The sequence below is a fragment of the Pantoea sp. GW821-FHT03E06 genome (genome assembly GCF_059420725.1).
The window spans coordinates 421,456-435,355 of record NZ_JBWKUG010000002.1; the positions used below are offsets into that span (position 1 = coordinate 421,456).

The 13,900-nt window shown below is 54.2% G+C and carries 14 protein-coding genes; 6 read left to right on the forward strand and 8 right to left on the reverse strand.

The window, feature by feature from the left end:
* Positions 1-121: 121 nt before the first annotated feature.
* Positions 122-418, reverse strand: a complete 297-nt coding sequence (locus AC07WB_RS21455; RefSeq protein ID WP_494941456.1) for a hypothetical protein — start codon at positions 416-418, stop codon at positions 122-124.
* On the opposite strand from AC07WB_RS21455, the gene AC07WB_RS21460 reads away from it, so the two are divergent.
* A complete protein-coding gene (locus AC07WB_RS21460) occupies positions 312-1,154 on the forward strand; it encodes an alpha/beta hydrolase (protein ID WP_494941449.1) in 843 nt (280 codons plus the stop codon). The two genes, AC07WB_RS21455 and AC07WB_RS21460, sit on opposite strands and share 107 nt — an antisense overlap.
* On the opposite strand, the gene biuH is transcribed toward AC07WB_RS21460, so the two are convergent.
* From biuH to AC07WB_RS21480, 4 genes are all read right to left on the reverse strand, one after another.
* The gene (biuH, locus tag AC07WB_RS21465) at positions 1,151-1,858 is read right to left on the reverse strand and encodes a biuret amidohydrolase (RefSeq protein WP_097097947.1); all 708 of its coding nucleotides are present in this window, start codon (positions 1,856-1,858) and stop codon (positions 1,151-1,153) included. The genes AC07WB_RS21460 and biuH overlap by 4 nt on opposite strands.
* On the reverse strand, positions 1,851-3,161 hold the full coding sequence (locus AC07WB_RS21470) for a purine-cytosine permease family protein (RefSeq protein ID WP_494941285.1): 1,311 nt from the start codon (positions 3,159-3,161) through the stop codon (positions 1,851-1,853). Before AC07WB_RS21470 ends, biuH begins: the two co-directional genes overlap by 8 nt.
* Positions 3,154-4,599, reverse strand: coding sequence for an amidase (locus AC07WB_RS21475; protein ID WP_494941286.1), 1,446 nt, complete (start codon positions 4,597-4,599; stop codon positions 3,154-3,156). The genes AC07WB_RS21470 and AC07WB_RS21475 overlap by 8 nt, the downstream gene beginning before the upstream one ends.
* A gap of 202 nt (positions 4,600-4,801) precedes the next feature.
* A complete protein-coding gene (locus tag AC07WB_RS21480; protein ID WP_097097950.1) occupies positions 4,802-5,707 on the reverse strand; it encodes a LysR family transcriptional regulator in 906 nt (301 codons plus the stop codon).
* Positions 5,708-5,804: 97 nt separating this feature from the next.
* On the opposite strand from AC07WB_RS21480, the gene AC07WB_RS21485 reads away from it, so the two are divergent.
* From AC07WB_RS21485 to AC07WB_RS21495, 3 genes are all read left to right on the forward strand, one after another.
* Positions 5,805-6,863 (forward strand): SDR family oxidoreductase, encoded by a 1,059-nt coding sequence (locus tag AC07WB_RS21485; RefSeq protein ID WP_494941287.1) that lies wholly within the window; start codon positions 5,805-5,807, stop codon positions 6,861-6,863.
* Positions 6,864-6,927: 64 nt separating this feature from the next.
* Positions 6,928-7,998, forward strand: a complete 1,071-nt coding sequence (locus AC07WB_RS21490; RefSeq protein ID WP_494941288.1) for an ABC transporter substrate-binding protein — start codon at positions 6,928-6,930, stop codon at positions 7,996-7,998.
* Positions 7,967-8,689, forward strand: coding sequence for a substrate-binding domain-containing protein (locus AC07WB_RS21495; protein WP_494941289.1), 723 nt, complete (start codon positions 7,967-7,969; stop codon positions 8,687-8,689). The genes AC07WB_RS21490 and AC07WB_RS21495 overlap by 32 nt, the downstream gene beginning before the upstream one ends.
* Here the strand turns inward: AC07WB_RS21495 and AC07WB_RS21500 are convergent.
* Entirely contained in the window at positions 8,686-10,026 is a 1,341-nt protein-coding gene (locus tag AC07WB_RS21500; RefSeq protein WP_494941290.1) for an HdeD family acid-resistance protein, read from the reverse strand. The genes AC07WB_RS21495 and AC07WB_RS21500 overlap by 4 nt on opposite strands.
* Positions 10,027-10,225: 199 nt before the next feature.
* Positions 10,226-11,014 (reverse strand): sulfite exporter TauE/SafE family protein, encoded by a 789-nt coding sequence (locus AC07WB_RS21505; protein ID WP_345830646.1) that lies wholly within the window; start codon positions 11,012-11,014, stop codon positions 10,226-10,228.
* Positions 11,015-11,129: 115 nt separating this feature from the next.
* On the opposite strand from AC07WB_RS21505, the gene AC07WB_RS21510 reads away from it, so the two are divergent.
* Positions 11,130-11,900 (forward strand): AraC family transcriptional regulator, encoded by a 771-nt coding sequence (locus AC07WB_RS21510; protein ID WP_494941291.1) that lies wholly within the window; start codon positions 11,130-11,132, stop codon positions 11,898-11,900.
* A gap of 120 nt (positions 11,901-12,020) precedes the next feature.
* Here AC07WB_RS21510 and AC07WB_RS21515 read toward each other — a convergent pair whose 3' ends face one another.
* Positions 12,021-12,902: a LysR family transcriptional regulator gene (locus tag AC07WB_RS21515; protein ID WP_494941292.1), complete on the reverse strand. Its 882-nt coding sequence runs from the start codon at positions 12,900-12,902 to the stop codon at positions 12,021-12,023.
* A gap of 121 nt (positions 12,903-13,023) precedes the next feature.
* On the opposite strand from AC07WB_RS21515, the gene AC07WB_RS21520 reads away from it, so the two are divergent.
* A complete protein-coding gene (locus AC07WB_RS21520) occupies positions 13,024-13,875 on the forward strand; it encodes a Vmh family MBL fold metallo-hydrolase (RefSeq protein WP_400457646.1) in 852 nt (283 codons plus the stop codon).
* The last annotated feature ends 25 nt before the right edge of the window (positions 13,876-13,900 follow it).

Sequence of the window (13,900 nt, forward strand, 5' to 3'; positions counted from 1 at the left end):
ACATATGTGAAGCATACGCATATGCTTGACCTATGCCTATATTCTGTTGATTGATTTTCACACTCCCGCATCAACATAAAGTCCCTGAATAAAGACCACAGCAATATCGCTAAAGCTCGGATCAAAAAACCACATCAAAGTATGTTGTAACTATAAACGTTAAATTCCCTCGTCGCATTTGGTAATACAAAGCCGCGCCCTCCTGCTGATTTTTCTGCTTCAATAAATCACCCATTTCATGAGGATCTACCATGAATCGCCGCCATTTTTTATCCTGCCTTTCGCTTTCGGCGCTGGCCATACGCAGCGGGATGACGTTTGCTGCAGCCACGCATGTCACAACGACAATTTTACCACTTTGGCCTGATTTGCCGCCCGGCGGCGGCGGCCCTGCTGGCAAGGTGGTGATCTCAGACAAAGGCGCGCAGCGCAATATTGCACAGCCCACGCTTACGGTATTAACCCCTGCTAAGCCCAATGGCAGCGCGGTATTAGTTGCCGCCGGCGGTGGCTACACGCGCATAGAAATGGGTAAAGAGGCCTGGCCCGCCGCCCGATGGCTGACCGCGCGCGGTTATACCGCCTATGTGCTGAGCTATCGTTTGCCTCATGAAGGCTGGAAAGATGGCGCGACAGTTTCATTGCAGGATGCACAGCGCGCGTTGCGCATAGTACGGCAGCGTGAAAAGCATGTCAGCGTGCTGGGATTCTCGGCCGGTGGGCACCTGCTCGGCATGGCAGCGACACGACCGGACTTCCGTTCTTATAAGGTCACGGATGCGCTGGATAATCAGCCCGCGACCGCCGACCGCGCGGCGCTCATCTATCCGATCATCACGCTGGAGCGGCCCTATACACACACTTCAACGCACAAGATTCTGGTCGGCAACAATGCGACCGCAAGCGAAGATGCACGTTGGTCCGTGCAGCAATTTGTGAATCCGCACTCGCCGCCCTTCTTTCTGGTGCAGGCTAAGGATGATCCGATCTCTGATCCACACAACACGCTGATCATGGCCGATGCTTGTCAGCAGCAGCATGTTCCGGTTGAGATGCATCGTTACAGCAGTGGCGGACATGGCTTTGGCATGGGCAGGCCCGGCACACCCACCGTGGCGTGGCCGGAGCACTATGAAAATTGGTTGCAACGTTAACGCATCGTGGCCAGCTGCTCGCTGGCAAATCCCGCCAGCAAAGTCTGCGAAGTGGCCACCGCACCAAAAATCCCGCCCTGCATATGGATCATACTGAGCGCCGCTTCATGATGTTTTAACTCAGTAGCGGCGCAGCAATCGGCCAGCACCAGGCACTCAAAACCGCGATCGTTAGCTTCGCGCAGTGTGGTATGCACGCAAACATCGGTGGTGATACCGCTGATAATCAGATTACGAATACCGCGACTGCGTAAGATCAACTCCAAATCGGTGGCGTAAAATGAGCCTTTGCCCGGTTTATCGATGATGATTTCACCCGGCAGCGGCGCCAGTTCCGGAATGATTTCCCAGCCCGGTTCACCGCGCACCAGAATGCGGCCGCACGGACCAGGCGCGCCAATTTCTGCCTGCATCCGCTTAGAACGCCAACGCTTATTCGCGGGCAAATCGCTGAGATCAGGGCGATGACCTTCGCGGGTATGAATGATCGGGAATCCCCATTCACGCATCGTTGCCAGCACGCGTTGCAGTGGCGCAATGGGCGCACGCGTTAAGGCGATATCGTAACCCATGCTATCCACATAACCGCCCTTGCCGCAGAAATCAGTCTGCATATCAATGACGATCAGCGCGGTATCGCGCGGGCTGCAGCGGCCGTCATACGGCCATGAGTAAGGGGTTGAATCAATAGCGAAATCAGGCATTTTTTTCCTCCATCACATTGATTGCGTTCTCACGCTTAAATTTAACAATCAGCGTATAGCTAGCGGCGGCAGTAACCAGACCAATCACCGCTTCACCAAATTGTGGAAATGCAACATGTGCAATCACCGCACACAAGCTGCCTATTGCCCAGGCCGCGAAGGCGCTGCCTCGTAAACGACGTGATTTACGCTGCTCGCTGACTTTTGCCATGAAGATCAGGTCGACAATCATCACCGCGCCAAATGGCGGCACCACAATACCTAACAAGCTGAGCCACTCGAGGAAATAAGACCACACCCCAGCAAGCGCAAGCGCCCCGCCGATGACGCCAAGGATCACCGTCCACAAGCGCATTTTGCTGCTGAAAAGGTGGCTAAAGCCGACCGCACCGTTATAAAGGCAATGCGTGCACACGGAACCAAGGTTGATGAATACGAAAAGGAAGGCAATGACCGAGAGCAACATGCCATGCCCCATCAGCATCGGCAGGAAGTTACCGCCGTTGCTCGCCGGGTCCACCGCCGCACCAACGGCTACAATCACCACACCAAACAGATAAGAGATAACATTCGCTAGCGGAAAAGCAGAGAACGCAGCAATCACCGCCGATTTCCCATCTTTCGACCAGCGAGTGAAATCAGCGGTCATGGTGCCTGAATCGGCAAAACCGGCCACCACCATAGTAACTGCCGTACCCATGCTCATCGCGCCGACCGCACTGGCACTCCCCTTAAACTGGGTAACGGTGCTGAAATCGTGATCCTGACCAATCAGCCATAGTGCCACCACTCCCAGAATCACAAACAGCGGAGCGGCAATCAGACCCAGCACCGACAACGCCCGCACGCCCAGGAAAGTAATGGCGGTGTACAACACCATCGCAAACGCCGTTACTGCCAGCGCGTTCCAGCCAAAAGTTTGATTGATCACCGTACCGGTTAGGCCGGTCTGGAAGGCATACCAGCCAATAACCACGGTAGAAAGAAAACCTGACACCAGAATGTAGCCTTTGGTGCCGAAGGTGCGCTTCGCCTGCAGCGCAAAGTTCATACCGGTGTTACCCGCAAACCAGCTTAGCGCGCCGACGTAAGCAAACAGCACCAGATTACCCAGCAAAATCGCTATCAATGCCGGCCAAAAACCGAGATGCCAGGTGATGATGCCGCCGAATAGCGCATTGGTGAGGATCATCGGAAAACCGAACCACACCGCAGAGACCGAGCCGGTTGAATGGCGATGGCTCAGCGGCACCGGCTCGTGTTCGAACTCCTGCTCAAGAGCAGGTGAATTTTTGTTAGTCATGGGCAACTCCGAATGAACAGGCGATGTGATTCCAGGGTTGAATGCGCTCGAATGCGGCACTTGCCGCCAGCACCAGGCCATCGTCCAGATGACGACCCACAATTTGCATGCCAATCGGCAATCCGCTGGCGGTGAAGCCCGCCGGCACAGACGCCGCCGGTTGGCCGGTAAAGTTGAAGGGGAAACAGAACGACAGCCAGTGATCGCTACGCACCATGCGGCCATCAATCACCTCCGGCCCCTGCATGTTGAGCGGGAATGGTGGTACCGCCAGCGTCGGCGAAAGCAGCAGATCGTAGCGCTGCATAAAGCGCCACATCTGATTGCACAGTTTTTTACGCGTGGTGTTGGCATCGGTGAAGTTTTCCGCGCGCCAGTCGCGCTGAAGCATGGCTGCAAGGTGCGGCGACATCCGCGATCCGAGCGCTGTTTGCATCTGACGCATGCCCGCCAAATCGCTTTCAAATGCCACCAGCGCAGCAAAGGTGGCACTTTCGTCGGCGATACCCGGATCGACCTCTTCCAGTTCAGCGCCCAGTTCACGGGCAAAACGTCGCGCCGCCTGAGTGACAACGTCACGCACTTCGGGATCGACGGCGATATAGCCAAAATCAGCGCTAAAGGCGATGCGCAGGCCGTCAAGCGGTTTATTCAGCGCCGTTAGCCAGTCGACGTCATTACAGGGAATGGAATGGCGATCGCGCATATCCGGTCCCGCCATCACCGACATCATGAGCGCGCTGTCACGCACGGTACGCGTCATTGGCCCAATATGCTCCAGCGATTCCCAGCTGGAGACGCCGGGATAACGCTCGTCACGACAGCCTGGCCACAGCGGTACGCGCCCCATCGACGCTTTCAGCCCGTACACGCCACAGTGCGCAGCGGGAATGCGCACCGAACCGCCGCCGTCGCTGCCTAACGCCATGGGACATAAGCGCGCTGCCAGTGCCGCTCCGGAACCGGCACTTGAACCGCCCGGCGTTTTACTGAGATCCCACGGATTGCGTGGTGAAGGAAACAGCGGATTGTGCCCAACCCCGCTGTAGCCGAATTCTGGCGCCGTGGTTTTACCCAGCAGCACCGCATCAGCGGCCAGCAGGCGTTCCACGGTGATGTCATCCTCTTGCGGAACAAAGTCGGCATAGGCCGCAGATCCGGAAGTGGTTTTTACCCCAGCGGTACAGATCAGATCTTTCACCGCCAGCGGCACGCCAGCCAGCGCACCCAACGTTTCGCCGCGCCTGCGCCTGGCGTCAATCGCCGTCGCCTGCTGCAGCGCCAACTCTGGCGTTGCGGTGCAAAACGCCTTAATGAGTGGCTCGCGCTGTTCCATGCGATCAATAGCTGCTTGCGTCAGCTCACGCGCCGAAAGCTCGCCGCGATGAACTAATGCCGCGAGCGTGGTGGCATCCTCATCCAACAGTGCATCAAACATGTGAATACTCCCGATGTAGAACTTATCGGGGATAGTGCAGATTACGTGCCAATACTTTCCAGAAAGCGCGAGGCGTGAAGCAAAGCCAGATGGGATACGGACTTGGATACAAGATCGAATACTTATGCATCTTTACGCAGCAAAGCGAAAGGATAAAAGCACGATAATGGCGCAGAGATGCGCCATTATGGCGTTCGCCGTGTTATGACTGATCTGCTACCTGTATTAACTCAGATAGCACCTGTTCGATCAGCTCAACAATGTGTCGGACTCTCAGGGGGATAAAGCGCGCGTCGGGAAATACCGCATACAGAAATCTGTCAGGTAACCGATATTCCGGCACAATTCGTCTCAGCGAACCGGCTTTTAACGCTTTGGCTACCAGCGGTAACTGCATGCCACCAACACCAATGTTCGCTTGAAGCGCCTGCAATAATCCCTCACTGCTATTGGCACGGAACACGGTATCCACCGCCAGCGTCACCGCTTTGGAATCGGAAATCAGACGCAGCGGCGCGTCTTTAGGAATTGCGCTAAAGCGAACGTGGGGATGAGAGGCAAGCTGCGCCAGGGTAGTAATCGGGGTTTCCCGCACCCGCTCTGGCGCAGCGAAAAGCGGCGTTTCAATGCGTGCTAGCACTCGCGCGGCAAACCTGTCGGGTGGTGTTTCACTCAAACGCAGGGCAACGTCAACACCTTCACTCACCAGTTCTGCAATGCGATCGTCTAGCGCAATCGTGAGGTGTAGTTGTGGATGCCGCTGCTGTAAGGCCAGCAAGTGCGGCAAAAACAACTGGCCTAATCCGCTGGGCAGCTGGATATGCACGTTGCCCTGCAGTGCCAACTGCTGCGAACGCAGCTGGCTTTCCGCCTCCTGCATTGCAGCAAGCAGTGGCCGCATCTGCTGTAAATAGCGCTCGCCCTGCTCGGTTAATGCCATGGCACGCGTAGTGCGATGCAGCAATACCACACCGAGTTCTTCTTCTAACGCGGCGATTTGCTGGCTAACGGCCGATTGTTTCATTCCGGTCTGTCGCGCCGCGGCAGAAAAGGAACCCGCCTCAGCAACACGCACAAAAGTATTGATAGCATTGAGCTTATTATTCATTTAGTGATTTTTTTAATAAGTTTCATCGGATTTGTGGAATATCAGCTTTTAAAATAATAGATAACACTGTGGTTGTCTTGTATTCAGGAGAAGCAAAATGGCACAAACACAGGGTAAAAAAGTCGCGCTGGTGGCCGGAGCAACCGGTATCGTCGGCAGCCAATTGATAAAAACGCTACGCGAACAGCAGTGGCAAGTCATTGGTCTTACACGCCAGCCAACAGCACACAGTGATGATATTCCGCTGATCAATGCAAATTTGCTGGATGCGCAACAGAGCGCGCAGGCATTGGCACCGCTTGACCAGGTTACGCATATTTTCTATAGCGCCTGGCTGAATGCAGCAAGCTGGCGGGAAATGGTTGAGCCTAATGTCACTATGCTGCGTAATCTGGTCAGTAATATGGAGAACATCGCGCTGCTACGCAGCGTCAGTTTGATGCAGGGTTATAAAGTTTACGGTGCACATTTGGGCCCCTTCAAAACCCCCGCGCGTGAAAGCGATGCTGGCGTGGCGGGCGCAGAATTTAATGCGGAACAGCTCCGCTGGCTGAGCGATTTTCAACGTGGCAAATCCTGGCACTGGCATGCTCTGCGCCCGGGCGTGGTAGGCAGCCCGGTACCGGGTAATGCCATGAATCTGGCATTGAGCATCGCGATCTACGCTTCGCTGTGTAAATCTCAGCATTTGCCGTTGCGCTTTCCCGGATCGTTACAAACCTGGCATAGCATGGTGGATCATACTGATGCCGAACTGCTCGCTCAGGCCACGCTGTGGGCTGCCGACGCGCCCGCTGCCCATAATCAGGCCTTCAATGTGAATAACGGTGATTTATGGCGCTGGAGCGAACTCTGGCCTGCTATTGCTCGCTGGTTTGAACTGGAAACCGCGCCCGCAGTGAAGTTATCGTTTCATCAACTGTTTCATGATTACCGCGATCTCTGGCGCCGCATCGCTGAACAACATCAGCTCAGCGAACCAGATATCTTACGATTAAATGATGGCCACTTTGCCGATTTTGTCTTTAGCTGGGATTACGACATGTTTGGCGATGGCAGTAAGCTGCGCCGCGCGGGTTTCACTGCTTTTCAGGCGACAGATGAGATGTTCTTTAGCCTGTTTGCTCAGCTACGTGCGGCACGCATCATTCCGTAAACTTTCATATCCCGGCCCCGCCAATCGCTATATAATCCATTGCATAACGAAGCAAGGAGCTTTTATGAAGATGACCTACGGCCGGCTGATTCTCGCCGGCTTACTTACTTTTACCTCTCTTCACAGCTATGCCAGCCGCGTGGTAACCGATCAGATAGGTCGCCAGGTGACTATCCCGGATGAGGTCGATCGCGTAGTGGTATTGCAACATCAAACCTTAAATCTACTCGTGCAGCTGAATGCGACGGATAAAATTGTTGGTATTCTGGCGAACTGGAAACAGCAGTTAGGCGATAGCTATGCCCAACTGGTACCGGAGTTAACCCATAAAGCGATGTTGGGTGACTTGACTCACGTTGATCTCGAACAGCTGGTGGCGCTGCATCCGCAGGTGGTGTTTGTCACTAACTATGCGCCGAAGGAGATGATCGACCAGATCTCCGCCCTCGGGATTCCAGTGTTGGCGATTTCGCTTCGGCACGACGACGCGGGCCAGCAAGGCAAAATCAATCCCACTATGCAAAATGAAGATCAGGCTTACGAGCGCGGCATTAAAGAAGGTATTACGCTGATTGGCGATGTGGTAAACAGGCCTGAGCAGGCGCAGGCGTTGATTGATGCCGCTTTCGCCGGGCGTAAGATGGTGAGCGATCGTCTAAAAAATATTCCTGAACAGCAGCGCGTACGTGCCTATATGGCGAACCCTGATCTCACCACTTACGGCTCGGGTAAATATACCGGCCTGATGATGGCGCATGCGGGGGCATTCAATGTCGCTGCTGCCATTGTGCAAGGTTTCAAACAGGTCAGCATGGAGCAGGTTGTGGCGTGGGATCCGCAGGTAATTTTCGTGCAGGACCGCTATCCACAGGTGGTGCAGGCGATCGAGCATGACCCACGCTGGCAAACCATTGACGCAGTGAAAAATCATCAAGTGTGGCTTATGCCGGAATACGCCAAGGCATGGGGCTATCCGATGCCAGAAGCGATGGGTTTAGGCGAGTTGTGGATGGCGAAAAAACTCTATCCGCAAAAATTCCACGATATCGACATGCAGCAGCAGGCTGACCGCTGGTATCAGCGCTTCTACCGGACACATTATCATGACAACGCTGCAAATTCTGGCAGCCGGTAGCCTGCGTGCGGTTTGGCCGGATCTAGAGAAACATTTCACCTCCCTTACCGGCCTCGCGGTGACCACTGATTTTGCCCCGGCGGGACTGCTGCGTCAGCGCATTGAAGCGGGTGAACACTGTGACTTTTTTGCCTCCGCCAATATGTTGCACCCACAACGGTTATTGGCTCAGGGACGGGCTTGCGCCGTGGGCATATTTGCAGCGAATGCGCTTTGCCTGACGGTCAATCGTGACGTTGTCACGCAGGGTGATGACTGGTTAGCACTGCTGCGTCGGAATGATTTACGATTGGCGACCTCAACGCCGCATTGCGATCCGTCTGGCGATTACACCTGGCAGCTTTTTGATAATATCGAACGGCTTCATCATGGATTAGGTGAAAGAATAAGGCGGAAAGCGCGCCCTCTGGTTGGTGGAGCGGAGAGTTTAGCCTTGCCAGCCGGTGAACTGGCCGCCCAATGGCTGATTGAACATCATTATGCTGACACTTTTATTGGCTACGTCAGTTATGCACCACGCCTGCGCCGCTGCACAGGGCTACAGGTGTTTGATATTCCTGAGCCTTATAACGTACAAGCTGAATATGGCTGGGCATGTTGCTCATCCGCAGCGCAGCCTTTTGCTCAGTTTATTATGTCCGGGATGGCGCAACGCATCTTGCAGCAGCACGGCTTTCAACTAACGCGTTAAGGATCGGTGGCCGAGTTTTTATTGCTCAGCACGCTGTGTAATTCGTTGCGCAACCCGTTTGCTGCCCTTCTGCAGGCGCTATAACGATTTCCCGGCTGCAACACGCGGCGCAGCAGGATGCTGTAATCCATCACTAAGCCTGGCGTCCAGGTCATACCTTCGGCACGGCTGCGTACCAGGCTTAATAGCCAAAAATCGGGATTAAATAGTACCCAAAGGCCTTTCAATCCTCGTTCCCCGAGCAAACCTTCGGTAGCCACATCCAGCGCCTGGATTACACTGGTTGAGCAGTTGCGTGAAGTGAGGTTATAACGCGTGTCAGCCGCGTTGCTGAGCCAGAAATTGCGCAGCGCTGCCTGATTGTAGTGCGCGAGCGTTAAACGTTTGTCAGGGCGGCACCATGCTTTGATCTCTTTCTCCAGCGACGGCAGCAGAAAACCGTCCACATCAAACTCCTCCTTCGCACGCAACGTTTTGATAAATCCAGTAAAAGTACGTGAAACATCATCAGCAGGATAGAGGCTAATATATATCTCATCGCCCATTTCCAGCGAGGTATGCCCGGTGGAGACCTCACCACGATGGTCAATTGCAGCAACCCATCGGTCAAACCAGGGTCGACGTCCTGCTACTTCACCCGACCCCATTGGCGTCCAGATATAGATGTTCAACGGAACACTCACCGGTTGGTGGTTCAAAGGGGGATGCACGTATCCCAAGCCGTGAGGCGCACGCAACCCTTTACGCATGAAGATCGGCAATGCGGTCACGCTGGTGTTGGCGGGTAATGCATGAATTTGCGTCGCCATAAACAGCAAATTGATTCCCCATCCCGTCAGCAAAAGCGCAAAACACACGGGCACAATGACGTGTGGCGAGAGCGGCCAATCCATAGCAATCAATACGCTAAACAGCATCTCGGCACAGCCCAGCGTCAACTTGCGCGTCCAGCGACGACAGCGCATCAGGCAACATGAGATGATGCGAAAACCACCATCCAGTAAAAAGGCGGCGGCAAAGGCTAGCGAAATACAGACACCGCTCTCTTGCGGCACCAAGAACACCGCTACACCGAGCAGCATCAGCACTGCGGATTTCACCAGTGACGGCCAGGCAATGCCAGCGGGCGCATAAATAGCGCGTAACGCTTCGGCTATGCCTTCCACGGTCAGGAACAGACCTAATGCGTGCAGCGGAAAAGAGACACGTCCATGCTGCATTAAATCAATGACGATGCCACCACTCGCGACAATACAGAGCACGCCCAGGCCAGCGAGATAAGCCCAGCCGGACCGCAATGCTGATCCACCCATCAGAAGAAACAGTAATCGCAACAAAGAAACACTCCAGCGCTTAATTCATAGCTCAGTACGCTCTGTAGACGCGGGTGTTTAACAGGAGTTCTGTTGCTACCCTTCTATCCTGACTTCGTTTACTGATGGTTGTAACTGTGAAGGCACTGTACGCGGCGAAGCTTAAAATTGGCTTAACGATCGTGAAAGTTGCAGACTATCATCGCTGTCCTATCTAAAGCGTTTAAATGGCAATGGCTACCAGCACCGCGCACAAAAGCAGTACATAAACGCGCGCATGCCATATATCCGCCACCGCCGGGATGCATCGCCGTGCAAACAGAATCCCCATGAAACCAGCGATCACCAGTAGCAGCAAAATTTTCAGATTGATAAAACCCAAATAGCCGCTGGCGGGAATATGCTGCCAGCCGCTGATGGCGTAAGTAAGGGTGCCACAAATGGCGACCGGTAATGACAGCGGATTGGCTGCGTTAACGCAGTCGCGCATCGCGTTGCCGTGTCGGCGCAATAGCGGCACGGTCATTACGCTGCCACCGACGCCCAACATTGCCGCTATAATGCCAATGATGCTCCCTCCCGCAATGGTGGTGAGATGTGATAACGCGCGCGGTTCCGTACGTCGAAAAAAACCTTTACGCAGCAGGCAGTCGCCGATGGTCACCACCATGTAAACCATAAAGAGTCGACGTATTCCGCTATCGCTTATCTGCCCGGCTAGCCATGAACCGATTACCGCCCCCAAAGCAATAAACCATAACAGCGGTAATAGCGTGGTTTTATTCAGTTTGCCTGCCTGCCAGTTTTGGTAGCTGGCCCAGCCGGCATTAAAAATCATTACTGCCGTGGAGGTCGCCACCGCGATGTGCATCGCATTGGCAGCCAGCGGGGGCTGCTGCATCAACAGCTGATAGACAAAAGGCACCACCACAAAACCACCGCCGAAACCAAACAACACCGTGGTGATGCCGGTGGTAAACCCCGCCAGCGCAATAATCAACAAATCGCTCATCTTGTTTCCCTGCATCGCAAAAGAGCTTCGCAGCTTACGCAGTAAACTGCCCGCTTCCCATTTGTGCAGCGCTCGATTACTCTTGCAAACCGGTCAATCCTGGCGGGTGTGTGAAATGCGCAACAGTCATATCGATCAATACGATCATTTGGATCGCGAGGTGGTTGCGCTCGGTAACCACTATGCGCAAGGATTTGTGCTGCCAGAACATCGCCATCGTCGTGCACAGCTGTTATATGGCGCGACGGGATTGATGCACGTTACCACCCAATCAGGAGAATGGGTGGTGCCGCCTCAGCATGCCGTGTGGATTCCCCCTCATACCGCGCACAGCGTAAGGTTTGAGGGAGTTGCAACGCGTAGCATTTACATTGAACCGCACTGTGCAGCATCGCTACGTCATATCGATCGCTGCAGCGTGATCAGCGTGTCACCCTTGCTGCGCCAGCTGTTGATTGAATCCGTTGATTTACCAGCGTTATATGCAAGCGAACGCGATCGAGCCTTAATAAAGTTACTGCTACTGGAGCTGGCGTCGATGCCGGCACGCGAATTTGATATCCCTTTGCCCCAGCATCCGGCATTGCTGGCACAGTGTCAGATTTTCCTGCAGGCGCCGACCATTCATGATGCAGCCGATCGCTGGGCCAAAGCGCTGTTTATGAGTTCGAGTACCTTTCGCCGCCAATTTCTGCAGCAAACCGGATTGTCATTTTCCGCCTGGCGACAGCGCGCCTGTGTGGTCACGGCACTTGCGTTGCTGGTGGCGGGGAAATCAGTTAACGAGGTTGCGCTGTCCCTCGGCTATGACAGCAGCTCATCATTTTCCACCATGTTTCGCCGCGTAACGGGCCAGGTGCCATCATTTTATTGCGGCCGACGCTGAGCAAAATTCCATCACACCCTGGCGATTTCAGGCTGAAAATGCCACTTTAAATAGCGACCAATAATTTATAAGTTAATGATTAGTAGACTATTTACCGTCGTGTCATTGTGTGTCGAATGCTTACTCAACATTTATCGCCAATTTCACCGCATCAAGAAAGGCACGCAGCGCTGCGGGTTGCCTATCGCGCGACATATACAGTCCGTAGATCGCCAACGTCTTTGGCTGATAATGGGGCATCACGGTTTGAAGTTGTCCGCTGTCGATCCCCTGCCGCGCTTCCATTTCCGGCACCATCGCCAAACCGCAGCCAGCGATTGCTGCGTCACACAGTACCGAAGAGATCCCAGCGCTGAAATTACCGTTTACCTCTATAGAAATGATTTCGCCCTGTGTATCGTAGAACTGCCAACGCTGTCCGGCAAAACGGCTGTAATGCAGGCAATTATGCTGTGCCAAATCATCCGGCGTTTGCGGTGTACCGCGGGCTTGCAGATAATCCGGAGCTGCACACACCACCGAAATACATTCGCCTAAGCGCCGGGCAATCGCGCCCGGTTCGGGATCGTCAGTAATACGCACCGCAACATCAATGCGTTCGCCAATCAGGCTCACCGGCTGGTTGTTAATTTCCAGCTCAATGCGCACCGCCGGATAACGCGCCAGAAATCCTGGAATCATCGGACCCAGAATATGCGTGGCGGTAGAGTGTGCGCAGGCGACTCGCAGCGTGCCTTGCGGCTGGCCATCTGCCTCCTGACCAGCGATATCTTCAGCTAACCTGGCCAGCGCCCGGGTTTTTTCGAGGATCTTTTCACCGCTGGGCGTAATAGTCAGCTTACGCGATGAACGGTGCAGCAAGCGTGCACCAGCCCATTTCTCCATCTCCTCAAGATAGCGACTCACCATCGGCCGCGAGATATCCAGCGCGCGTGCAGCTGCGCTTAGGCTGCCCAGTTCGCAAATTCGGTTAAATACCGTAGCTGCCGTCACTCTATCCATATTGGCTCCATTTGATCGTTTTACGAAACTGATCATATCCATTTTCGGGAATTCTGGCAGCCGCTGATTTCTCTACAATAGCGTCCTGAATACGGCACATTGCCAGATAAAGGATAACGTGATGAAAATGAAAATACTGTCGCTGGCCCTGGCGTTAAGCGCCCTGCCTGCTGTTGCCGCGCCGTTGCAGTTAGAAGTTTATAACCCGCAAGAAAAGGGTATTTTCCCGGTCTCTTCCACACTGGTTTCTGGCCCGCATGAAGCCATGCTGTTTGATGCCCAATTCAGCGTTAAAGACGGTGAAAAACTGGTGCAGATGATTAAAGCCAGCGGCAAAAAGCTTACGCAAATTGTCATCACTTCCGGCGATCCTGACTTTTACTTTGGACTTGAACCGATCGTAAAAGCGTTCCCGCAGGTGAAGATTGTGGCGTCAGCCGATGTGGTAACGCATATTGAAGCCACCAAAGCAGCCAAGCTGGCGTATTGGGGGCCACTAATGAAAGACGGTGCACCCAAGCAGTTGTATGTGCCACAGGTGACCGACGCCACCCGCTTTAACGTCGATGGCGAAACGCTGGAACTGCGTCACCCCCATGATTACGCCGCTTATGTATGGATCCCGGCCAATAAAGCGATTTTGGGCGGCACCGGCGTGGCGGCAGGCATTCATGTGTGGACTGCCGATACGCAAACACCAGCCATTCGTCAGCAATGGCGCAGTGTCCTGAGCGAAATGCAAAAACTGCAGCCGAAGGTGGTCATTCCTGGGCATTACCTCGGTACTCGCCCTGCTGGAGATGCGGCGATCACCTTTACGTCCCACTATTTACAAACGTTTGAGCACGCGTTGCAGCAGCATAAGCAAGCAGCGCCTGTGATCGCGGCCATGAAAGCGTCCTATCCTCATTTACCCGATGAGAGTTCGCTGGAGCTCAGTGCCAAAGTGAATACCGGCGAAATGAAGTGGTAAGCAATACAAACAGAACATGATTTGA

What these genes read in the sequence shown, in the direction of transcription:
- AC07WB_RS21460 (WP_494941449.1), top strand. Translation starts at nt 312, where the DNA reads ATGACGTTTGCTGCAGCCACGCATGTCACAACGACAATTTTACCACTT.
- biuH (WP_097097947.1), bottom strand. Translation starts at nt 1,858, where the DNA reads ATGCCTGATTTCGCTATTGATTCAACCCCTTACTCATGGCCGTATGAC.
- AC07WB_RS21470 (WP_494941285.1), bottom strand. Translation starts at nt 3,161, where the DNA reads ATGACTAACAAAAATTCACCTGCTCTTGAGCAGGAGTTCGAACACGAG.
- AC07WB_RS21475 (WP_494941286.1), bottom strand. Translation starts at nt 4,599, where the DNA reads ATGTTTGATGCACTGTTGGATGAGGATGCCACCACGCTCGCGGCATTA.
- AC07WB_RS21480 (WP_097097950.1), bottom strand. Translation starts at nt 5,707, where the DNA reads ATGAATAATAAGCTCAATGCTATCAATACTTTTGTGCGTGTTGCTGAG.
- AC07WB_RS21485 (WP_494941287.1), top strand. Translation starts at nt 5,805, where the DNA reads ATGGCACAAACACAGGGTAAAAAAGTCGCGCTGGTGGCCGGAGCAACC.
- AC07WB_RS21490 (WP_494941288.1), top strand. Translation starts at nt 6,928, where the DNA reads ATGAAGATGACCTACGGCCGGCTGATTCTCGCCGGCTTACTTACTTTT.
- AC07WB_RS21495 (WP_494941289.1), top strand. Translation starts at nt 7,967, where the DNA reads ATGACAACGCTGCAAATTCTGGCAGCCGGTAGCCTGCGTGCGGTTTGG.
- AC07WB_RS21505 (WP_345830646.1), bottom strand. Translation starts at nt 11,014, where the DNA reads ATGAGCGATTTGTTGATTATTGCGCTGGCGGGGTTTACCACCGGCATC.
- AC07WB_RS21510 (WP_494941291.1), top strand. Translation starts at nt 11,130, where the DNA reads ATGCGCAACAGTCATATCGATCAATACGATCATTTGGATCGCGAGGTG.
- AC07WB_RS21515 (WP_494941292.1), bottom strand. Translation starts at nt 12,902, where the DNA reads ATGGATAGAGTGACGGCAGCTACGGTATTTAACCGAATTTGCGAACTG.
- AC07WB_RS21520 (WP_400457646.1), top strand. Translation starts at nt 13,024, where the DNA reads ATGAAAATGAAAATACTGTCGCTGGCCCTGGCGTTAAGCGCCCTGCCT.